Origin of the sequence: Anaerobiospirillum sp. NML120448 (assembly GCF_023050945.1) — a bacterium.
GTDB lineage: Bacteria > Pseudomonadota > Gammaproteobacteria > Enterobacterales > Succinivibrionaceae > Anaerobiospirillum.
Genome location: NZ_JALKIM010000020.1, coordinates 1 through 24299 on the forward strand (window position 1 = coordinate 1; position 24299 = coordinate 24299).

Here is a 24299-nt window from a genome sequence, read left to right on the forward strand (position 1 = left end):
CTCTAAAATGGCTCCCCACTGGGCTTTTGGAGCTATTTAAGAACAAAATTTTTGGCAATAAAATTAAATTGTAAAAAACTTTAAAAAAAATCACTTTCGCACTTAAATAAGGCAAAAGAAAAGGGGAGCCAAAGCTCCCCTTTCCTTTAATGAATAGCTGAATAAGTAATTAATTACTTGTTCTCAGCAACCCACTTCTGACCGAACTCAACACCCTTCTTGATGTTGCCAGCTAATTCGCCCTTTAAGGACTCTAAGCATTCTTGTTCGAAGGAAGAAACTGGGCCGAAGTCAATAACACGCTTCCAACCCTCGGTACCGAACTCTAAGCGCTGAGCAAAGAACTCGCCGTACTGTGAGCCACCTTGTACGTAGCCGTACTCGGTAACACCAGGCTCGCCCATTAAGCCACGAGCAACCTTAAGAGCAAAACGAGCACCAGCAGCTGCCATTGATAAGGTAGCAGAACCAGCACCAGCCTTAGCCTCAACAACCTCAGTACCAGCGTTCTGGATGCGAGTGGTTAATTCCTTGATGCGCTCTGCGCTGATAACCTCAGAACCAACAACCTTAGAAAGTAAAGGTAAAATGGTGGTGCCAGAGTGGCCGCCAATTACTGGAACCTGAGTGGTTACCTTGGATAAACCTAACTCCTCGCCTAAGAAAGTCTCAGCACGGAGAACGTCAAGAGCGGAAACACCAAATAAACGGTGTGGATCGTAAACACCCTCAGCCTTTAATACTTCAGCTGCGATAGGTACAGTGGAGTTAACTGGGTTGGTAATGATACAAATGCAAGCCTTTGGGCATACCTTGGCAGCATTCTTAACTAAGTTAGCAATAATGCCTGCGTTTACATTGAATAAATCGTCGCGAGTCATGCCTGGCTTACGAGCAACACCTGCTGGGATAACAACAATGTCGGCACCCTCAAGAGCCTTTGGAAGATCATCACCAGTAAAGCCATTTACGCATACATCAGTTGGGATGTGGCTTAAGTCCTTGGCAACACCAGGAGTAAATGGTGCTACGTCATATAAAGAAAGGCTAGAGCCAGCTGGTAACTCATTCTTTAAGATTAAAGATAGTGGCTGACCAATACCACCTGCTGCACCTAAAACGGCAACCTTCATACTTCTAAATCCTCATGCGTAAAATAAAGCCCACTAAATTGCAAATAAACTCATTTGCTCAAAAAAACTACAAAAGACATTACGCTTGTCTTGCTGTAAATTCTTTTTAAATTACAGGGGCTTTGGTTAATTAGTTTAAATCGACGATATTTATTCCCTGTAGAACAGGGGAGCTAGCTAATTAGCTTTATCGTTGCTTTTGCCATTTTAGCAAATGTGATCCAACTATGAATTATTTTTTTTTAACTTTTTAGCGTTGTGCCTAGTTGGCTCACAATTTAATACATTTCTAGCAAAAACATGGGATAAAACTAAAACTACCTTATCTAGCCATTATCCTAATGCTTGTCATACGAGTGTGGTGACAATTATCAGCAAAGCTACAGCCCCCTTGCCCAAGCCCAGGCCATGGCCCATGGCCACAGCCAAGCACTGTGGTGCTTTGGCAAGGCAAGAGGGCCCCCCAAAAAAAAGACCGCCTATATAATTAATACATAAGCGGTCTTTTTTAGTTTTTAGCTATTTGTGGTCTTGTTAGTTAAACCATAGCAAAGTTTAATAACTTGTAGAGCTTATCTTCATTACCATTTAAGCACTCAGTGTACTTAAAGTACTCTTCGTTGGTTGGAATATAGCCTAAACGAGCACAAACAGCACAAAGCTCAGCGCTAGCTAAGTAAACTTGTGAACCCTTGCCTAAGCGGTTAGGGAAGTTACGAGTTGAGGTAGATACTACTGTGGCATTCTCAGCTACGTGAGCTTGGTTACCCATACATAATGAGCAACCTGGCATTTCCATACGAGCACCTGCCTTGGCAAAAATTGAATACAAGCCCTCAGCTCTTAATTTGCTCTCATCCATACGAGTTGGAGGAGCCATCCAGAAGCGACATGGGCTTTCTTGAGTTAAGGAACCAAGAATAGAGCCTACAGCACGATAGTGACCAATATTAGTCATACAAGAGCCCACAAAGATCTCATCGAGCTTGGTGCCTTGGCAATGAGACAATGGGTAAGCTGCATCAGGATCATTTGGTACACATAAAATTGGCTCATCGATCTCATCCATATTGATCTCAAGCACAGCAGCATACTCACAGTCCTTATCAGCCTGAATACGTACTGGGTTGGTAATAAACTCGTCCATAGCAGCAGCACGACGTAATAAGGCATCCTTATCTTGATAGCCATCCTCTGCCATTTGCTTTAATAAAGCGCTATTGCTCTTTAAATACTCAATAACACTGTCATTATTTAAATCAATGGCACAAGCGGCAGCAGAACGCTCAGCAGAAGCATCAGCAAGCTCAAAAGCATGCTCAACACTTAAATCCTCTAAGCCCTCAATTTCTAAAATACGGCCAGAGAAGACATTAACCTTGCCCTTCTTATCTAAGGTTAATAAACCCTGCTTACGAGCAAAATAAGGAATAGCATGGACTAAATCACGTAAGGTAATACCAGGTCGTCTTGTTCCAGTAAAGCGTACTAATACTGACTCAGGCATATCCAATGGCATCATACCTGTAGCAGCAGCAAAAGCTACTAAGCCAGAGCCTGCTGGGAAGGAAATACCTAATGGCATACGAGTATGGCTATCACCACCAGTACCTACTGTATTAGGTAAACACATACGATTGAGCCAAGAGTGAATTACACCATCACCTACTCTTAGAGCAACACCACCACGCTCCTTCATAAACTTAGGCAAGCTTTGGTGATTGCTTACATCAACAGCTCTTGGGTAGGCACAAGTATGGCAGAAGGACTGCATTACTAATGGAGCAGTAAACTTTAAGCAAGCTAAGTCTTTAAGCTCATCTCTAGTCATAGGGCCTGTAGTATCTTGAGAGCCTACAGTTGTTACCTTAACTTCAACGTATTGACCAGGACGAACACCTTCTTGACCGCAAGCTAAGCCTACAATCTTCTGGGCACGAGTATAGCCCTTGCTCTTTTCACAAGAACAAGTATCAGCACTCTCAGCTTGGGCGCTAAATACAGCAGGCATTTCACAGCCTAAGAAATCACAAGATCTCTTAGTTAAAGCACGGCCAATAATTAAGGAGATACGGCCACCAGCTCTTACCTCATCAACTAAGCTTGGACGTAATTTGAAGCTTGCAATAACTTCGTCTTGACCCTGGAGGCGAATAGTACCATCTTGATAGTTAACCTCAATGGTGTCACCCATGTTCATCTTGGTTACATCAACCTCAATAGGTAGCGCACCAGAGTCCTCTAAGGTGTTATAGAAAATTGGAGCAAATTTACCACCTAATACCAGGCCACCAGCCTTCTTATTTGGTACGCCCTCAATTTCCTCACCAAAGTGATATAAAACAGAGTTAGTAGCAGACTTACGTGATGAACCAGTACCAACTACATCACCGACAAATACTACAGGTAGGCCTTTGCTCTTTAAGGAGTTAATGAGCTTAATAGGACCAGTTACACCCTCTTCATCAGCTTGTAAGCCATCACGAGAGTTCTTAAACATAGCCAAAGCGTGGAGAGGAATATCTGGGCGTGACCAAGCATCGGAGGCTGGAGATAAGTCATCAGTAGTAATTTCTCCAGTTACCTTAAATACAGTGTAAGCTTGGCTTTGAGGAAGAGCATCACGAGAGGTAAACCAGGTGGCCTTAGCCCAACGCTCAATTAAATCACGAGCTTGGGCATTGCCTTGCTTGGCAAGATCTGCAACTTTATCAAAAGCATCGTAGACCATAAGAGTATGCTCTAAGGCATTTACCGCCTCCTGACATAACTCTTGATTAGCTAATAATTCGATTAAAGGTGCAACATTGTAACCACCCTTCATCTGGCCTAAGAGCTCTACTGCCTGCTCTTTGCTAACTAAAGGTGAGCCTAACTTTTCCATAGCCACATCAGCTAAGAACTGCGCTTTAACTAACGCAGCCTCATCTACTCCTGGCGGAATGCGTGATGCTAATAGATTAAATAAAACAGTCTCGCTACCAACAGGAGGGTCTTGGAGTAATTCAACCAACTCACTAACCTCAGCAGCGCTCAATGGCAGCGGTTCAATGTGCTGACGAGCTCTTTCATTAGCCTTAAGGAAATAGTCAGTTAAATAATCTTGAGCCATAGCGACCTCTTTAAAAAAGTTTAAACTCTTGGGCTTGTTGCCCTAACTAAGCAACAAAAAATCATCCTAACTTATCCAGTCTATAGGACTTTTCTTAGACAAAAAACTGTGCACTATTTTTATGCAAGAAATTCTCAAAACATGGTTACTTGCATACTTTTAGTGCATAGAAGAGCTGTTTAAAAAGAGCAACTCTCCCTAAAAGCTCTTTATAGGCGCAAACCAATCTTGTGATAGTCAAAAGCCTCTCCAGGATCGGTCTTACGTCCTGGTGCTACTTCACTATGAGAAGCCACTCTATCTTTAATATCTGGATAGGTAGCTCTTAATAGCCCTATCACCTTATTGAGTGCCTCATATTGCTCTTGGGTATACTCAGTAGTATCAGTACCCTCAAGCTCAATACCGATACCAAAGTCATTACACTCTATTTGGCCTTGATAACTGCTGCGTCCTGCATGCCAGGCCCTATCTAAAAATGAAACATATTGAGTAATAACGCCCTGGCGATTGATAAATAAGTGAGTAGACAACTCAAGCTTATAAATACCCTCAAAATAAGGATCATCTTTAGGATCTAAATCACCTACAAACAATCTATCAACAAAAGGCCCACCAAACTTCCCTGGAGGTAGAGATATACCATGCAAGACAATAAGAGAAATTTCACCTTGAGGCCTAGCATTAAAATTCTTGGTAGGAACCTGCCTAACCCCACTGCCCTCTAACCATCCTGAGATAATTCTCATAACCGCCATCTCCTTTAACTGCGAAGCAACCTGCTCTAAACATAGTAATCTTATGTTTAGCCAAAGGCTATAGCAATAGCAGCAACAGCTGCTGCTGCGGCTGTTAAATTGCGCTTTATAAAAAGATGATTCAAACAGAGCGCCGAAGGTGAGAAGGAGAGGGCCGCAGGCCGAGGTTGAAAGCCCAAGCCGAGACAGGAGGTCGAAGGCCATAGGCCGAGGCGAGGGGAAATAAAAAAGCCGCAAGGGCTGCGCTGAGGCGACCTTTGCGGCTTTTTTTCATGCCAACTAGCTTTGAATTGGTTAGTTCAATACTAATTTGTGGCCTGCAAAACTTGGAGTTAAGTCATCAGAATCAACAAAGTTGATGGAGCTATTGGCAACATTACGGCTATCGATTTCCATAACTTCGTAATTAGCCTCATCAGCTAAAATAGCACGAAGCAACATATTGTTGAGTTTGTGACCTGTCTTATAAGCCTTAAAGTTACCTAATAAGATATGACCATTCATGTAAAGATCACCAATGGCATCAAGCATCTTATGCTTAACAAACTCATTAGGGTAACGTAAGCCATCAGGGTTAACTACACGGTAATCATCGAGCACCACAGCATTTTCTAATGAGCCGCCTAAGGCTAAATTGTGGCTGTGCATAAACTCTACATCTTTCATAAAGCAGAAAGTGCGAGCACGTGAGAGCTCTTTAACAAAAGAGTTACCAGAAAAATCTAAAAAGAAGTGCTGTAACTCTTTATCCATAGCAGGATGAGTAAAGTCGATAGTTAAATCTAAAGTAAAACCATCGCCTGGGGTAATTTCAGCCCACTTCTCACCATCCTCTACACGTACAGTACGCTTAAGGTGGATAAACTTCTTAGGAGCCTCTAGCTCTTGAATACCAGTAGACTCAAAAAGATAAATCCATGGTTGAGAACTGCCATCCATAACTGGAAGCTCAGGGGCATTAACATCAATGTAGATGTTATCAATACCTAAAGCGCAGAAAGCAGCAGTAAGATGCTCAACAGTAGAAATACGCACACCCTCTAGATTTACTAATGCAGTGCATAACTGAGTATCACGTACCGCCTCTGGTTCACACTTAATGGTAACAGCAGGATTTAAATCAGTACGAGTATAAACAATGCCTGTATTAGCTGGAGCTGGGCGGAAAGATACTTCTACCTTGGAGCCTGAATGCAGGCCAATTCCAGTGGCAGAAACCGGCTCTTTGATGGTTCTCTGTAAAATCATGGAATCGCCTCCGACTATTGCTATTAAAAAACGCCAGTAATTTTAATACAAATTAGTGACGCATTTCATGTTTTTTGCTATTGATTTTGATTTTTTCTTAATAGCGTCAATCTATACTTACCATACTAAGACGCTAAAATTAGGACAACAATAGCAACACGATTTAATTGTTCTTTGCCGCTATCTTAATCCTAAATGATGGATCTTATACAATCATTTAAGCTGAAAATTAGAGTTTAAATTTTTAAAAAAGTTCGCAAATTTTTTTAAAATTCCTGCCATTTAATAAAGATCACTACTTAGATAAATATCGCAAAAAAGCGCTATTTTAATTAAAACTTTATAAAGTAACTTTATTAAAGTAAAGTACCCTTATACGCACTGGCAAAGCTTGATGCTTCGCTAAAGTTTTCGCCTCAACACTTACATACCAATAACAAAACCACTCTTACTTTTCTTGAGTTAGTGTAATTTCTGTATGTTGATATCTAAATATGTATAGCCCCTCCCCATCTGCAACTAATAATCTTTGGGCAGGCAATAAAAACAACAAGGGTGTTGGTTTGAGACAAACCACCTTGATTGATTTGGGACAAACAACCTTGGTTGGTTTGGGACAAACCACTGTGGTTGGTTTTGAGGGCCTTAAAAATAATAAAGCCCATGACTTTGGGGAGTCATGAGCTTGAAGTACACCACTCTAAGAGTGATGATAAACACTAAGTTACTCTTTTAAAGGATTAAACCTTTTTGCGAACGATGGATGGCATTTCGCTATCGCTATTCCACTCATCTCTATTGATTTCGCTATTAAAGGCTTCCTTGTTTGCAATATTTGAATAGCCAGAGGATGCTAAGTTAGCACCATTGCCCATCTGGTTGAAACGACCATCTGGAGCACCGCCCATAGCTGCTGGACGTGGCTTTTGTAAACCTTGAGAAGCGGCAGCGGCTACACGTTGTTGGCCTGCAGCAGAGAAGTTAGCCTGCTGAGACTGTCTAAAGAAACCAACATCAGTTTGTGGAGCTAACTGATTACGTGGCTGCATGTTATTACGGTTAGAACCGCTTAATTGTCTTTCTGAAGGCATAGCATCAGTAGAGCTAATGCCAGTCATAATAACAATAATCTCGATTTGGTCTTCTGCTAATTGATCATCAAAGATAAGACCAATCTTGCAATCTGCCTCTTCATCAGCATAGCTATGAATCTCTTTACAGATTTGAGACCACTTAACAATTGGGAAATTCGGATTAACGCTAGTATAAGCAATCAGACCAGTAGCGCTCTTAATGTCTACCTGCTCCAATAGTGGAGAGTGAATTGCTCTTTGAATAGCATCTTCAATGAAGTTAGCACCCTGACCAGTACCATTACCAATTACGGCATGGCCACGGCCCTTCATAGCGGTAATAACGTCAGAGAAGTCTAAGTTAATAAAGCCCTTCTTAGTAATGATGTCAGTGATACCACGAACAGCATATAAAAGAATATCGTTGGCTTCATTAAAAGCGTTGATGATAGAAATATTAGCGCCTAAATTAGATAAGAGCTTATCATTGTCTAACACGATTAAAGAGTCTACGTGCTTAGAAAGCTCAGTAATACCAGCTTCGGCGTTAATGGAGTGTAACTTGCCTTCAAATAAGAAAGGCTTAGTAACTACAGCTACAGTTAAAGCACCAATTTCTTGGGCAACCTCAGCAATAATTGGAGCGGCACCAGTACCAGTACCACCACCCATACCAGCGGTAATAAATACTAAGTGGCTACCTTGAAGAAGCTTTTTAATATCTTCTTTACTTTCTTCAGCAGCCTTACGACCAATATTAGGATCGCAACCAGCACCTAAACCATTAGTGAGCTTAACACCAATTTGAACCTTTAAGGATGCAGTGGAGGAGTCTAAGGCCTGAGCATCAGTATTAATAGCAATAAATTCAACACCACCAATGCTTTGATTGATCATGTGTTGAAGCGAATTACCACCTCCGCCGCCAATACCAAGCACACGAATGATCTTGCTTGAAGCTTGGTAAATATGTTCATTACTATTAGGGTCTACAATAAAACCGCCCATAAAAACCCCCAAAAAAGGTATTGTGCATCTAACTTAACTTAGTGTGTCAATTATTATAACCTTAAAAGCCCTAAAATAGCACACATTATTAAAACAGGTCAGATGAACTAGCTACTACCTAAGGCGCATGTGATATTCATAAAAATACTATTTTTTTCTGGTGTCAGTATTTCTATTGGGGCATCAAAATGCACTATTGCATATAGCTAAACTTAGTCCATAACCTTATTAGTGAGCTTAAAGGTTATAAAATGAATGGCTTGGTCAAAATAAACATCAGGCTAGCCACAATACCTGATTTAAATTTAAATCTAACTAACTTAGGCAGAATATAAGTTCATTGCAAATCAATAAACGGCTCTTAATCAGTCTGCTTTAATAAGTTAGATTATTAAAGTTCATTAAATTACCAATAAATATAACTAGGACAAAAAAGAATAGACTCTCTCTAGATGCCTAGGTAGTAATGAACACGAAATACTAATTTTAACTTATTAATATATGATTAAGCTCAAAAATTTGAGAAAAAATTAAAAGATTGCAGCTTTTGCTATCAAAATCACAAGTTTTCGCTAACTGCTTGCATTTTGTAGAAAACTAAAATTCCTTAGAAAGCCAATCTTTAACCCAATGTACTGTCTTAGAAAAGACACCATTATTCTTTCTGAGCTCTTTTTGTACGAGATTTTTATTGATTTTATCTCTCTTAAGAGCATGTCCAAAACGTAACAGACCTACAGCAGTAGCCATTTCTGGCGATCTAAATTTTTCGCTGTTTTCGCCTACTAAACTCTTAGGAAAACCAATAATAACTTTAGCTCGAGAAGAATCTGGTCCTGTAACTTTATTGTGGGCTAAAGTAGTAATACCCTCAGTTAAAGCTACACCGCCAGTAATTACATAACCTGCTCCTAAAGAGAGCTCACTGCCACTATGCTGGCGATAACGATTGATTTTATCGTTAATAATCTTAAAGAAGTTATTAAGCGCAATGCCCACTACAGTAGAAAGATCATCACGACGAACATAGATTCTGTCATCATTATCTTTTACTGCTAATTTGACATTGGCTACATCCTTATCCAATAAAAATGGATGGGCAACACCAAATTTCTGCTTAATATACTCTGCCATACGTAATGGAATGCTAAAGCGAGTGGCAATATCTCTTGTGATGCTGCTTCCGCCTTGATCCATACCAAAAGTTAATACTAACTTGCCGCGATCATAGACTGAAACATTAACTGTACCACCACCAAAATCAATCAAACACACGCCAATTTCTTTCTCTTCTTGAGATAACACGGCATCAGCAGCGGCAATACCGTTATAAATAACGTGTTCAATATGAATCTTGTTATCTAACTTCTCAAAAGCAGCCTTAAGATTGTTTTCTTGATCTTCATTGCAAGCAATAAGATGTACTCCTACGCCTAAGCGCAAAGCACTTAAACCAATAGGATTAGTAATGTCGGTAGAGTCATCAATCTCATAGTTTTGCGGAATGACATGCAAAATATGGTTGTACTCAGAGAATTTAGCAGATCTAGCCTGCTCAATTGCATTCTCTTTATCAGCCTCAGTTACTATATGAGTTGGTACAGTGGTTAAGCCTTTTTCATTTTGAGACTGAATATGACGACCAGCAATACCAATAAAACACTCAGAAAATGAACTTTGAGTCTCTTGTTTGTATTGCTGGATTAAAGTGGAAATCTTATCGCTAAGCTTATTTAAATCGCTAACGCTTCCATTGACCATACCTGAGGAGGCTATTTGTGAAAAATAAGTAATTTCCACATCTCCATTATCAGATACGTGACCTGCAATTAGGCGAATTTTAGAGGTGCCAATATCTAATGCAAATAAAGGTTCTGGGGCTTTATCTTGCACTGAATCTGCCTTTTTCCCTTTAAATAAAGTCATAATATTAGTAGCGCACAAACCCCTGTCTTTAAACAAGGGAGGTAGCGCTCTCCTTTTTAATTCAGTTACAAATGTTTTCTCTTGCTGACAAATTTCAGCTATTTAGGGCTAACACTTACTGTTATCTGTTTGCCTTGAGCTACCTTCAAATTAAGGTTTGCTAGTTGATGGTACATCTGCTTGTTGTTGGCGCTCGCCTACGGCAAAACCATTGTCATAGCGCAGATCCACATACTCTACATCCTGTAATTTGAGCTTTGTTTGACCAAAGGCCAGAATAAAACGCTTTAAGCGAATCAAAGGCAACTCATCATAGCTTTCTCTACCTAAAATCAGCCAGACATCACCTTCAAGTAGTACTCTATAGCCACGGGCAGCGTCTAAATGAACCTCTTTGATAAGATAAGGGGTCTTGGCTGTCAACTTCATAAATTGATAAGCATGAGCATACAGCTCACCTGCTAAAGTATCATGAGGTGCACTTAAAGTTACTAAGGAAAAATTAAGATTTTGCATATCTGGGTAAAACACACTATCAGTATTAGCATCATAAAGGCCAGTACTTTTCCAGCGTGCCGACGGAAAATGCTCCACTAGCCTAATCTCAATAGTATCTGGCATCTTTTTGCGAACCGATACTTTTGATACCCAAGGCATTTGTACTAAAGCATTATGCAGAAGATCTATATCATAACTTACTAAGTTATGACCACCTGCCATCTTACCTACAGTAGCAACAATTTCCTCTTTAGTAATGTATTTAAGATTTCCTAAAACTACAACACGAGATATAGGAAAGGTAGTTGGACTTGTAGCAAAGCCAACTAAAAGATCATAGGCTTTATAATTGGCAAATAAAAAGCTCACAAAGACAATAATCGATAGCAAAAACTTGCCTCGACTCATTCTCTTTTTAAAAGGACGCTTTGCTAATGCCAATTGTCTTTCCTACTACTGATAATTTGTAAGGTTCTAGTAATTAATAAACTGCACTTTAATTAATTACTATTTAGAAATTTTTTTAAGCTCTTTGCCCTATTCTTAGCTAACAAAGAGCTTTATGAAGTGAGCCTCTTGCCCACTGTTACTTATTTTGCTGGCTCGTACTTAGGCCAACGTGAGCTTAACATACCAGCAACTTGTACCACATTACCAGCACCTTGAGTAAGGACAATATCCTTTTCTTCACATAAGGCATCTAAAAGAGCAGGCACTTCATCAACACTTTCTACATAGTGTGGCTCAATACGGCCTTGAGATCTGATGGAGTGACATAAATGACGACCATCAACACCAGGAATCTTAGACTCGCCTGCTGGGTAAATTTCTACTAATACTAGTACATCTACCATTTGTAGAACTTTAACAAAGTCCTCATAGAGATCTCTAGTACGAGAATAACGGTGTGGCTGGAAGACCATGACTAAACGGCGGTTTGGCCAGCCTTCACGAATAGCCTTAATGGTTGCCATTACCTCAGAAGGGTGGTGACCATAGTCATCAACAATACTTACCATGCCCTTAGGAGCTAAATAGCGACCATAACGTTGGAAGCGACGACCTACACCACCAAAGTGCTCTAAAGCGCTGAGGATAAATTTCTCCTCTACTCCCTCTTCAAGAGCTACAGCAATAGCCGCAGTAGCATTCTTAGCCATATGAATGCCAGGTAGAGGCAATTTAACATTGATATCAGGGCCATTTTTACGCTTAACAGTAAAGAATGAACCTGCTTGCATTTGAATAAAGTTGGTTACTTGCAGATCAGCCTTCTCACTGACACCATAAGTAATAACCTGACGGCCAATACGAGGAATAATGCTCTCAACTGTTGGATCGTCAATACAAACTACAGCTACACCATAGAATGGTAAGTTATGTAAAAACTGTACAAAAGTATCAGTTAACTTAGAAAAGTCACCATTATAGGTTTCTAAGTGATCAGCCTCGATATTGGTTACTACAGTCAGCATAGGCTGAAGGTGTAAAAAGGAAGCATCAGACTCATCAGCCTCTGCAATCAAGAAGCGGCTTTTGCCTAAGCGAGCATTAGTGCCAGCACTATTTAACAAACCACCAATCACAAAGGTTGGATCTAAAGCAGCCTCGGCAAAAATAGAGGCAATTAATGAGGTGGTGGTAGTCTTACCATGGGTACCAGATACGGCAATACCATAGCGATAGCGCATCAGTTCACCGAGCATTTCAGCTCTACGTACCACAGGAATACGATTAGCAATAGCAGCATCAACCTCAGGGTTACCAGTATGAATAGCCGAGGATACGACCACTACACTTGCCCCTTCAATATTCTCTGCCTTATGGCCAATAAAAACTTGAATACCAAGTTCTTCTAGTCGCTCAGTTACTTTGCTTTTAGCAATATCAGAACCAGAAACGGCATAACCCTCATTTTTTAAAACTTCGGCAATACCACACATACCAGATCCACCAATACCTACAAAGTGAATACGGCGAACTTTGTGCATATGAGGTACACTTTCAAAACTTGTATTGATCATCATTATTCCAAAGTATGGGTTGAGGAGCTGCAATCCGTATGAACATATTCGCTATGCAAGAACGATCTCAGGCTCTGCGGTTTTAATGAACATGACTTTTTGCCACAATACTAATCCTACAACTCATATCAAAGGGGTAAGGATCAGTGCCGAGCAAGTTTACCATATTTACAAGATTTAAGAGCTCTTAATAATTGCTAATACTTTTCCTTATGCTTACTCTAAATTAACCTAATCTCTTACTCATCCACTATGAGACAAAAAAATAGCTCTGCAATCTTTGCTTGCTACCTAAGCCTACGGACTTATTCATGAAGGGCATTTGCCCATCATTGCTAGGCTTAGCCTAGCCTGGCCTGGCCTGGCCGTGTCCGTAGCCAGAGCCATAGCCTGAGCCTATGGCTTATGGCCATAGGCCTGGCTATGGGCCATGGGCATGAGCGCAGCTCATGGCAATGGGAGGGCTACTTGTTGGCTAGCTCCTCGATGATTTGGCAAACTCGTTGGGTAGCATTGAGTTTGGCGGCTTGGGCGCTATGCTCTGACATAGACTTTAAAGTAGCAACGTCACGCATAGAGGCAATCAAATCGTGAAGAGAATTAGCATTAAGCTCACTTTGCTTTAAGAGCTTGCCTGCATCAATATTTACCAATGATAAGGCGTTTTTAGTTTGGTGATCATCAACAGCAGTTGGCAAAGGCACAAAAATAGCTGGTAACTTAGCAGCACTTACCTCTGATATGGTTGAAGCGCCCGCACGGCAAATAATAAGATCAGCATTTCTATAGGCGCTAGCCATATCCTCAACAAAGTCAGAGGTTTGAACTTCAAACTTAGCGCCTTCATATAAAGCAGCAGTCTTGGCACTCTGATCCTTACCGCATTGATGGAATACTACAATGTCATCGCTCTCAAAGAGCTTTAAGGCCTCAGGGACATGCTCATTTAAAGCTTGGGCACCTAAAGAACCACCAATGATCAAAATATGAGTTTTGCCATCTTCATGAACAAAGGTACGCTCCTCATTAAAAAGCTCTAAGATTTCTTTACGTACAGGATTACCTACTGACTCAACCTTAGGGCCTTCAAAGGCCTGACCAACACCTAACAAAATCTTACTTGCAAAGCGGGCTAAAATTCTATTGGTCATACCAGCAGCAGCATTTTGCTCATGTAAGATTAATGGAATACCGCTAAGGTAGGCAGCCATACCGCCAGGACCTGAGGCATAACCACCAAAGCCAATAACTACATCAGGTTTGAAAGTCTTAATAACCTTTTTAGCCTGTAAAATGGCATGCATCACCATAAAAGGAGCCTTAAGTAATGACATAAGACCGTTACGACGTACTCCTTTGACATCAATATAATGGATGTTAATGCCCTCATTAGGCACCACCCTTTCTTCGATACGTCCTCTAGTGCCCAACCACTCTACACTATGACCCCGAGCTTGTAACTCTTTGACAATAGCTAAAGCAGGAAACACGTGGCCACCAGTGCCACCAGCCATTACTAAAACTCTTTTACTCATAATATGCCCAACTCCAATATCACTAAAACGCTAGGGTTTCTAACAGTTGTAATTTAACTCACCTAGTTTTTGCGTTCGCCACTCATAATCTATACGCAATAATATAGCTAGCGCCCACATGCAAACAATTAAAGAGGAGCCACCATAGGAAATAAGAGGCAAAGTAAGTCCCTTAGTAGGTAAACCACCAGAGGCAGCACCAATATTAATTACTGTTTGCAAACAGAAGAACATACCTATACCAAAAGCTACATATCCTTGAAACATTACTTTTTGTTTTAAGATTTTGGCAGATAGCATAATAGCCTTGGCTACAATAATAAACTCCAGCAAGATAACAAAACAGACACCAATAAAGCCACACTCCTCGCCCATAATAGACATAACAAAGTCAGTGTGAGCCTCAGGCAAATAACCTAGCTTTTGAATAGAGTTACCTATACCCTCTCCTGTTAAGCCTCCTCTACCAAAAGCCATCAATGATTGAGTTAACTGATAACCTTTGCCAAAGCGATCTTGCCACGGATCTAAGAAGGCTGTAATACGAGCTAAGCGATAAGGCTGCACCCAGATAATTACGGCTCCAGCTAGGGCTACTAGAGATAAGGTGCTTACGTATTTTAATAAGCCTGCGCCCGCTACAAAAAGAATACCAAAAGTTATGGCTGTCACTACGACTAATGAACCAAAATCAGGTTGCATTAATAGCAAGCCTGCTATACAACCAATAAAGCACAAAGGCTTAATAAAGCCCGATAGCATATGTCGCACCATTTCTATTTTGCGACAGGTATAGCTGGAAAAATAAATAATCCAAAATAGTTTTAGTAATTCCGCAGGCTGTAAATTAATTGGGCCAATACCAATCCATCGTTTAGCATCGTTAACCTCTTTGCCCACTATCAACACTAAAACTAATAACGCCATCGCCACCCCCATCAAGGGCAGAGCAATATTAAACCAGGTTTTACTTGGTATGGAGGTCATTAATATGCCCCAAACTACTGCTACTGCGGTAAAAGCAACTTGGCGTTTGAGATAAAAATAAGTGTCACCAGTTTTATTAAAAGCTTCTTGAACCGATGCTGAGGAAATCAACACAATGGAAATTAGCAATAAGAGCAGGCTTACAAAGATGATGGTGCGATCAAACATTGCTACCTTTCGTACTTTATTGTCGCTTTTTGCCATATATAACCCAATAAATAAAGAGCAAGACTTATATTGTCTTATTGAGGATAATTGATCTGATCACACCTTGCGATACTTACAAAATGCTTGGTCAAGGACATCTTTTAATTAAGATTTCCTCACAGAATTTTAAAATAAAGGCTGCGCTATGCGCAGCCCTTATTTTTATCTCCCCTAACCACTAAGCGGTGTTTTTAACTTAGATACTAGGGAAAATTACTAATAGCTACCCCACCCTAGGATGGTGGTGCTAGACAAGATCATCCTTACTAATAAGGTTGTTAACTAAATTAACAAACACTCTGCCACGCTCATCAAAGCCCTTAAATTGATCAAAGGAAGAGCAAGCAGGGCTTAATAAAATAGCCTGACCATCTTTAGACTCAGCAAAGGCCTGACGAATAGCCTGACGCATATTTAAGACACTAACACAGCGCTTGCTATCTAAGTCTAAGATTTTTTGAGCATCACGACCAAAGCAATAAACCTTGCTGACCTCTTTACCAATATAGCGCTTAAGAGGGGTAAAATCTTGGCCCTTACCAATACCGCCAGCTAATAAAATAATGCCTTCTTTATGACGTGGGCTTAAACCTGAAATAGCAGCCTCGGCTGAGGCAACATTAGTGGCCTTAGAGTCATTATAGAAAGATACACCCTCTAAAATACGTACTAATTGGCAACGGTGCTCTAAACCACTAAAGGTTTTTAAAGCTTGAATTTGCACTTCACGAGGAATATTCATAGCATCAGCTAAAGCCATAGCAGCTAAAGCATTAAGCTCATTGTGAATACCACAGATAATTAAATCACGGGCATCCATAACACGCTTACCATTGACGCATAAATAAGTGGTCTGATCAGTTACCTCTCGACCATATTCCTTATTATCTAAGCCAAAGCTGGAGAAAATACGCTCGTTTTGCTCTTTTATTACTGGATAGGTACGCTTATCATCACGATTAACAATAATCTTATTGCAATTAGTAAAGATACGGCGCTTAGCCTGAGCATACTTCTCTAAGCTGCCATCATAACGATCTAAGTGATCCTCAGATACATTTAAAATGACACCAGCTTCAATTTTTAAGCTCTTAGTAGTCTCAAGTTCAAAGCTCGAAAGCTCTAAAACATAGGCCTCAACACGATCAGAGAGAATATCAAAAACTGGATTACCAAAATTGGCACCAATAGCAGTATTAATACCTGCTTTTTCTAGCATATAACCAATCAAGGCTGTTACGGTGGACTTACCATTAGAACCAGTAATAGCAACAATAGGAGCCTTAGCCTCAAAAGCAAACAGCTCAATATCACCTACAATTTCAACTCCAGCATCAGCTGCGGCCTTAATTTCAGGCATATTGATAGAAAGACCAGGGCTTACTACTAGCATGTCGTATTCTTTAAGCAACTCAACATTAAGTGGGCCTAAGTTGAAGTCCACACCACCTGGAACCTCTTCTGCATAAGGAGGATTTGGTCTAGTATCAAATAAAGATAATTTCTTTAAGTCATGCTTTAATAAGAATGACACTACTGCAATATTGGAAATACCAAGACCGACAACAGCAATCTTTTTTCCCTTATATCTATCCACAGCTATTTCCCCTCAACCATATTTGGTTATTTTTTTAACTAGCTATCTAAGGCCTAACGTAATTTCAAGGTTGCTAAACCCAATAACACCAAAATAATGGTAATAATCCAGAAACGCACAATAACTCTTGGCTCTGGCCAACCACCCTTTTCAAAGTGATGGTGAATTGGTGCCATTCTAAAAATACGCACACCACGTAAGCGGAAAGAACCAACTTGTAAAATCACACTTAAAGTTTCAATTACAAAGATACCGCCCATAATAAATAATAAGAGTTCCTCACGGATCAATACGGCAATAATACCTAAGGTTGCACCTAAAGCTAAGGAGCCGACATCGCCCATAAAGATTTCAGCAGGATAGGTGTTAAACCACAAGAAGCCCAAGCCAGCACCAACTATGGATACACAGGCAATGACCAATTCAGAGGCTAATGGCACATATGGAATATAAAGATATTCTGCAAAATTATAGTTGGAAGTTACCCAGGCAATAATACCTAAGCCACTGGCTACGGTAATAGTAACAATAATGGCTAAACCGTCTAAACCATCAGTTAGGTTTACTGCATTAGAAGAACCAGTAATTACAAAATAAGCCAGAGGGATAATTAAGAAGCCAATATCAGGCATGAAGCTCTTAAAGAAAGGAACTACTAAAGTAGTCTCAGCTGGCGAGGTGGCAAAACCATAAATACAGCAGCCTAAAGTTAGAGCAATAGCAGACTGCCAAAAGTACTTATACTTAGCTCTTAAACCACGAGGATCATGTCTTACTACTTTTAAATAATCATCTACAAAGCCGATTAAACCATAACCAAAGACAGTAGCTACGGTATACCACACATAGACGTTATCTAAGCGAGCCCATAAAAGAATGGACACAATGATAGTAGCATTGATCAAGATACCGCCCATGGTAGGAGTACCTTGCTTCTTTAAGTGACTTTCTGGTCCATCTTTACGAATTACTTGACCAAAATGTAAAACTTGTAATTTAGCAATAGTTTTAGGGCCTAGCCATAATGATAAGAATAAGGCTGTAAGTAAGGCGCATACCGCTCTAAAGGTAAGATATTCAAAGACACGAAAGGCTGGCACATATTGAGTGAGCCAATCAGCCAACATAATGAGCATGATAATTTCCCCAAAAAACAAGCGCTCAATTCCCTCAAACAACCATTAAGCGCTAGATAAACTAAAAAACTAACTCTATTAAGCTTTTTGATTAGCAAAATCCTTTAGAGCATTGACCACTATATCCATATGCATAGCATGAGAACCCTTGATAAGACAGGTCACCTTATGTTGATCTTGTAAGTTCTTAGTTAGGTAATTTTCTAAATAATCAATCAGATCTTCATGCTTGGTAAAATGCAGTGATTTATGGCCCATAGCGCTAACTGAGTACTGAGAGAGCGGGCCTATGCATAAGAGTAAATCAATCTTATCCTTAGCATAAGCACCTACCTTCTGGTGAAGCTCTACCTCTTGAGTGCCTAACTCACCCATATCACCAAAAATAAATACTCTATTGCCCTCAAAGGCCTCTAAAGTATCAATAGCAGCAATCACAGCATTAAAGCTAGCATTGTAGGCATCATCAATAATAGTTAAACCATGGTCATAGCTAATTGGAGTTAAGCGGCCTTTCATATTTTCTGTAGTACTTAAACCTTGTACTACCTCTTGCTCACTAGCACCCATAACCATAGCTAATAAGGCAGCACCAGCGGCATTAATAGCATTGTGACGGCCTAAGGAATTAATAGTGATGTCAACATCACACTTAAAGCGCTCATCATTACTATGTAAATGAAAAGACAACACATTATTAGTGCTAACAATATTGCTAACCTGCATAGTGGCAGAACTAGAGGTGCCAAAGGTTAACAATTTACCTTGCTCAAAAGCACTTAAATAATCTTCTTTCCAGCAGTCAATAAACTTGTTATCAGCAGGAACAATAGCAATGCCTTTTAATAGGCCTGTTGAGGTATAGTCTTTTTTCTCTACAGGATAAAGACTAAAGAGCTTATCTAAGATCTCGCTTTTACCCTGATAAACCCCCTTACTAGAGCCAAAGCCCTCAATATGAGCTTCGCCTACATTAGTAATTAAAGCAAAATCAGCCTCAACAAACTCGCTAGTACGGGCAATATCTTCTAAATGGCTAGCACCCTGCTCAACAATGGCATACTCAAAGCTATTATCTAAGCGCAATAAAGTTAAAGGCACACCCACATCATTGTTAAAGTTACCCTCGGTAAACAAAGTTTTACCTTTTTGGGCCAAGATAGAGGCTGACATCTCTTTAACTGTGGTCTTACCACAAGAGCCAGTAATAGCGCCAATTAAAGTACCACTCTTGTGACGCACAATCTGGCCACATAAGCCCAATAGTCTTAAAGTGTCAGAGCACTCAACTACGGTGCAGCGCTCTAATTTCTCTAAAGAAACCTGACCTTTAAGCTCATCATAGGATCTATGTGAGCCTACTGCCCCTGCACCATGATCTAAAGCATCTTCGATAAAATCATGAGCATCAAAGCGCTCGCCTTTAAGCGGAACAAACAAAGTATCTTGATCAGCACTCTTAGATGAGGTGGAGACACTCTTAATTAAAGCCTCGTCACTATTAAGCTTGCTCTTAGCACCAAAGTGTAAAAGGCCCTTGCTCTTTTGTACTAGCTCTTTTAAAGAAAAAGCAATCATAGTTATTCTCCCTTAGCACTTTGTGAGCTCTTAGCTTTGCCCTTTGCCTGAGCCTTAGGCTCAGCCTTGGCCTTAGCAGGAGCCTTGGCCTTAGGCGCAGCCTTTAGAGCATCTTTTGCAGTAGTTTTAGCAGCTACCTTATTAGCACTCTCTACTTTAGCCACAGGAGCTTGAGCCTTAGCCTTTGGCTCAGCCTTAGCTGTAGCCTTAGTAGCAGGAGCCTTGGCTTTAGAGGCGGCAGTAGCTTTAGCCTTTGCTGTAGCTGGGGCCGCTGCTTTTGCAGGGGCCTTGGCGGAGGCTGGGGCCTTGGACTTGGACTTGGCCTTGGTGGTGCTTGGGTTGAGGGCGGCGGCCATGTCGAGGCGGTTGAGGGCTGTTAGGGGCTGACCATCTTCGTTGATGCCTAAAAGCTCGCAGCAGATTTCACGATCACTAAAGTGGATGGTTTTATCTGCAAAGATTTGATAATCCTCATGACCTTTACCTGCAATGACCACACAATCATTCTTATTAGCATGCTCATAGGCAAAGCGAATAGCTTGATAGCGGTCTTTAATAACAAAGACATTGCGAATAACATCTTTGTCTTTGATAAGACATACAGGCATACCAAAAATTTCTTGATGGGCTTGATAGTAAGCGCCTTTAAGAGCATGGTTGACTAAAGTCTTATCATACTTAACACGTAGCGCATCATATTGCTCGAAAGTTAAGCTCTGAGCACAACAATTGAGAACTTGAGTTACATAATCGCTAGCATGCTCATAGAACAAGTCATCATTAGACTCATGACATACAATCTCAAGCTCAGTATTAAGCTCCTCAAAAGGCTTATTTTTGCCAATTGCTTGAGCTAAAACTGCCTCACAGTAAGTGTAGTCAGGATTGTGAGTGTCCTTAATCTTAGCTAAGGCCTGGTCAACGATGTCTTGGTGATCTTTTAATAACAAAGTAATTTGGTAATACTCATCTAACAATACATAACGTGCACTTTCGCTAGGATCAGTTTCTACACCTAAGAGCATATCGTTAATAATGTTATCTAACTTCTCTGAGCGAGGATTATCAGCAGTGAAAATAGCATAGTCAGCATATACTGAACTCTTAAGCGCCATAATTGGTCGCTTGCCCATATCACGATCGCCACCACAACCTACAATGGCAAAAATACGGCCATTGCCATCAGTATGGTTGCGTGCTGCTCTTAAAGCCTGCTCTACACCATCAGGAGTATGAGCATAATCAACAATCAAACGTGGCTTTTCAGGCAGACAGAAGCACTCCATACGACCAGTAATAGGCTTTAATTTAGAGGCATTGCGCATTAAGAACTTAATGTCATAGCCCATAGACACTAATACGCCTAAAGCTACTGCAAAATTCTCTACATTAAACTTACCTAATAGGCCAAGTTTAGTGCTTAAAGTCTTTTTAGCACCTACATTAATGGCCAGCTCAGTATAAGAGCTCTCATATTTAATATTTTGAATATTAAGTTGAGAGGCAATAGAAGCAGTTGAGGCTGTACTTTGAATAGTTACTTGATAGCAATTGCTAATTTCACTGGCAATTTTGCTACCTTCTTGATTGTTGCAATTAACTACCAAATAGCGCTCAGGGATCATTTTTAAGAAGTTTAACTTGGAAGCAAAATAATCACCCATATTTTGGTGATAATCCAAGTGATCACGACTTAAATTACTAAAGGCACCAGCAAAGAAGCTTAAACCAGACACACGTCCTTCACAAAAGCCAATTGATGATACTTCCATGACCGCATAGTCAGCACCAAGCTCAACATAATGAGCCAGCTCTCTTTGTAGAGAAATGGCATCTAAAGTAGTATTAGCACTAACTTGCAAATCATCTAAAAAGCCATAACCTAAAGTGCCAAATAACGCACACTTATGACCACAACGATTAAGCATTTGAGCAATTAAGCTAGTAATAGTGCTTTTACCATTAGTTCCTGTTACACCAATAAGACGTAACTTCTCTGATGGATTATCATAAATAAGGCCTGCCAAAGCACTTAAGCTCTTGTTGCTTGGCAATACCAAACGCAACATCTTAGCATCTGCAATAGCTTTAGCCTCTGGAGTTTCTTGAGATGCTTTGTATTCTTGTTGCGCCAAAATAGGATCGCTAATATAACGAGTGACCACAGCCTTGCCTGAGCGCACTTTTTGGCTTACAACGTTAGAGTCACCATCATCAGTATCAATATTAGGCTTAATTTGATTACCTACTTGAGCGTAATTAAGTACTGATTGCCAGCCATCTTGCTGCTCTTTTTCACTAGGAGCATCAATTAAAATAGCAACTGCACCTTTGGCTTTGATTTCTTCTAAATGCTCAAAAGGATTAAAGTGTGCGCCCTTTTTTGCATAAAAGATGGTGCCCTTAGTTACACGACGAGAATCACACTCAATATTGGTAACTTTAATTTTGCTTAACAGTTGTCTTATCCTGTCACTCAATACAGGAGTGATTTCAAGATAGTCGCATACGCTTTCTAAGGTACCTTCAAATTTCATTAAATAAACCTCAAAGCCAAATTATCTTAATAGCATTACTAAGTATGGCTTAATTAACTTAGAAATTTCCTATTAAACTTAATATCAGAGTAAATCTTAATAGCAAGCGCTTATTTTAACTATTTTTCAGAGCTTTAAAACACTCTACTCTTTCTTATCAGGTGGAATATTATAAAGCTGTAGCGCCTTGGTCATAATGTAGTGAAATGGCGGACCAGATACAGCACCACCAAAGTGGCTTCCTGTTTGCGGATTAAATACCACTACTGATAATACAAAGCGGGGATTAGAGATAGGAGCAAAACCAACAAAGGATGCTACATATTCATCGGCATAACCACCCTTTTGGGCAATATGAGCAGTACCTGTCTTACCTGCAATACGATAACGATTAATAGCCGCTCTACTACCAGAACCTTGATCTACAATCATTTCCAGCACACTATGCATGCGCCTAATTTCATTGACATTAGCTACTTGCGAGTAGGATGGCTTTTCTACCTGACGCAAAATGGAGACTGGTATTCTGGCTCCATAATTAGCTAAAGTTGCATAGGCAGAGGCCAGCTGGAGCGAAGTTACAGTTATACCGTAACCATAGCCTAAAGTAGCCTTATCAATTTCTGACCAGAAAGTTCGTGAGCTATTAATATTGCCTTGCACTTCACCTGAAAGACCTGAGTTGGTACTAGTTCCAAAACCAAAGCGCTCAAACATAGAAAGAACCATGGCAGGGCCAATTCTCATGGAGATTTGCGCCATACCTGTATTCGACGAGTTTTTAATAACTTCAAATAAGGTAGAGCTATCTACTTTTTTGGTATCGGTAATCCACTTGCCATTAACTTTAAAGGATCTAGTATCAAACACCTCTGTCCATTTGACTTGTTTCGACTCTAATCCTGCTAGAGCTACAAAAGGCTTAATAGTAGAACCTGGCTCAAACACATCAGTAATGGCACGATTACGAGCATGATTAGAATCAAAGTAGGTGCGATCATTAGGGTCAAAACTAGGGTAATTGGTCATAGCCAAAACCTCACCTGTTTTAACATCCATCATTACCGCACTAGCAGACTCTGCTCCATGTTTATTGACGGCCTCTTCTAAAGCCTCATAGGCAAAGGTCTGAAGGCGATCATCAATACTAAGTACTAAATTACCGCCCACTTTACCTCTTTCGGTAACGCCCAAATCTTCAATAATATGGCCACTGAGATCTTTTTTAGCCTTTTTAGACATGCTCTCAGCAGACAAAAACTCATCAAAGCTTTTTTCTACGCCATATACACCTGTACCTTCGCCACTTAAAATACCTACAATTTGGGCATTTACTGCTCCAGTAGGGTAATAGCGCTGGTAGTTATCATCAATAAAAATACCTGGAACTTTAAGCTTAGCTAGCTCTTGAGCTTTATTGATAGGTAAATATTGCTTTAAACGCACATGACGACGAGAGCTATCTTTGACCTTGTCAAACAGCTCTTGGGGAGATACATCAATAATTTGTGCTATTTGCCTTAATAACTCAGGATTGTGAGTTACTTTTTTATCATTCATCTCACGAGGATTGGCAAATATACTTTTTACAGGAACGGATAAGGCGAGAATTTTACCATTACGATCGGTAATCAGTCCTCGTGCTGGCTCATAGGTATAGTTACGGATAATACGGCTATTACCTTCTTTAATTAAGCGCTCTGGATGCAGTACCTGAATCCATAATAAGCGGCCTACTAAAAAGCCTATTGAGACTAAAATGACCAGCCAAACTATGGAAAGACGAAAATTACTAAGCAAATAGACATCAGAGCCATCACTAGGCTTATTAGCAGTACCTACTTTACTATTAGCCCGATAGGATAACCCTCCTTTAGAGCGCTTATCTTTGGCTTTTTTAAAACTGCTAAAAATCGACATTCATAACTACCATTGATTAACT

At 40.2% G+C, this 24299-nt stretch carries 15 protein-coding genes; all 15 read right to left on the reverse strand.

Going from position 1 to position 24299, the window contains the following annotated elements; all coding sequences use genetic code 11:
- Positions 1–173: 173 nt before the first annotated feature.
- Positions 174–1133, reverse strand: coding sequence for a malate dehydrogenase (gene mdh, locus MXE38_RS05340; RefSeq protein ID WP_246912947.1), 960 nt, complete (start codon positions 1131–1133; stop codon positions 174–176).
- 538 nt (positions 1134–1671) lie between these two features.
- Positions 1672–4245 carry a bifunctional aconitate hydratase 2/2-methylisocitrate dehydratase gene (locus MXE38_RS05345; RefSeq protein ID WP_246912949.1) on the reverse strand — a complete coding sequence of 858 codons (2574 nt, stop codon included), beginning with the start codon at positions 4243–4245 and terminating at the stop codon, positions 1672–1674.
- A gap of 209 nt (positions 4246–4454) precedes the next feature.
- A complete protein-coding gene (ampD, locus tag MXE38_RS05350) occupies positions 4455–4994 on the reverse strand; it encodes a 1,6-anhydro-N-acetylmuramyl-L-alanine amidase AmpD (protein WP_246912951.1) in 540 nt (179 codons plus the stop codon).
- Between the two features lie 303 nt (positions 4995–5297).
- The gene (gene lpxC, locus MXE38_RS05355) at positions 5298–6251 is read right to left on the reverse strand and encodes a UDP-3-O-acyl-N-acetylglucosamine deacetylase (protein ID WP_246912953.1); all 954 of its coding nucleotides are present in this window, start codon (positions 6249–6251) and stop codon (positions 5298–5300) included.
- 740 nt (positions 6252–6991) lie between these two features.
- A complete protein-coding gene (ftsZ, locus tag MXE38_RS05360; protein ID WP_246912955.1) occupies positions 6992–8332 on the reverse strand; it encodes a cell division protein FtsZ in 1341 nt (446 codons plus the stop codon).
- A gap of 597 nt (positions 8333–8929) precedes the next feature.
- A complete protein-coding gene (gene ftsA, locus MXE38_RS05365; protein ID WP_246912958.1) occupies positions 8930–10258 on the reverse strand; it encodes a cell division protein FtsA in 1329 nt (442 codons plus the stop codon).
- A 150-nt stretch (positions 10259–10408) separates the two neighbouring features.
- Positions 10409–11197: an FtsQ-type POTRA domain-containing protein gene (locus MXE38_RS05370; protein ID WP_246912961.1), complete on the reverse strand. Its 789-nt coding sequence runs from the start codon at positions 11195–11197 to the stop codon at positions 10409–10411.
- 149 nt (positions 11198–11346) lie between these two features.
- Positions 11347–12780: a UDP-N-acetylmuramate--L-alanine ligase gene (murC, locus tag MXE38_RS05375; RefSeq protein WP_246912962.1), complete on the reverse strand. Its 1434-nt coding sequence runs from the start codon at positions 12778–12780 to the stop codon at positions 11347–11349.
- 464 nt (positions 12781–13244) lie between these two features.
- Positions 13245–14315 carry an undecaprenyldiphospho-muramoylpentapeptide beta-N-acetylglucosaminyltransferase gene (murG, locus tag MXE38_RS05380; protein WP_246912963.1) on the reverse strand — a complete coding sequence of 357 codons (1071 nt, stop codon included), beginning with the start codon at positions 14313–14315 and terminating at the stop codon, positions 13245–13247.
- Between the two features lie 39 nt (positions 14316–14354).
- The gene (gene ftsW / locus MXE38_RS05385; RefSeq protein WP_246912965.1) at positions 14355–15506 is read right to left on the reverse strand and encodes a putative lipid II flippase FtsW; all 1152 of its coding nucleotides are present in this window, start codon (positions 15504–15506) and stop codon (positions 14355–14357) included.
- 250 nt (positions 15507–15756) lie between these two features.
- Complete coding sequence (murD, locus tag MXE38_RS05390; protein WP_246912967.1) at positions 15757–17106, reverse strand: UDP-N-acetylmuramoyl-L-alanine--D-glutamate ligase; 1350 nt, start codon at positions 17104–17106, stop codon at positions 15757–15759.
- Between the two features lie 53 nt (positions 17107–17159).
- Positions 17160–18242, reverse strand: a complete 1083-nt coding sequence (mraY, locus tag MXE38_RS05395) for a phospho-N-acetylmuramoyl-pentapeptide-transferase (protein WP_246912969.1) — start codon at positions 18240–18242, stop codon at positions 17160–17162.
- Positions 18243–18320: 78 nt separating this feature from the next.
- Positions 18321–19820 carry a UDP-N-acetylmuramoyl-tripeptide--D-alanyl-D-alanine ligase gene (murF, locus tag MXE38_RS05400; protein WP_246912970.1) on the reverse strand — a complete coding sequence of 500 codons (1500 nt, stop codon included), beginning with the start codon at positions 19818–19820 and terminating at the stop codon, positions 18321–18323.
- A gap of 2 nt (positions 19821–19822) precedes the next feature.
- Positions 19823–22357: a UDP-N-acetylmuramoyl-L-alanyl-D-glutamate--2,6-diaminopimelate ligase gene (locus MXE38_RS05405; protein ID WP_246912972.1), complete on the reverse strand. Its 2535-nt coding sequence runs from the start codon at positions 22355–22357 to the stop codon at positions 19823–19825.
- 144 nt (positions 22358–22501) lie between these two features.
- A complete protein-coding gene (locus MXE38_RS05410; RefSeq protein WP_246912974.1) occupies positions 22502–24277 on the reverse strand; it encodes a penicillin-binding protein 2 in 1776 nt (591 codons plus the stop codon).
- Positions 24278–24299 lie beyond the last annotated feature (22 nt).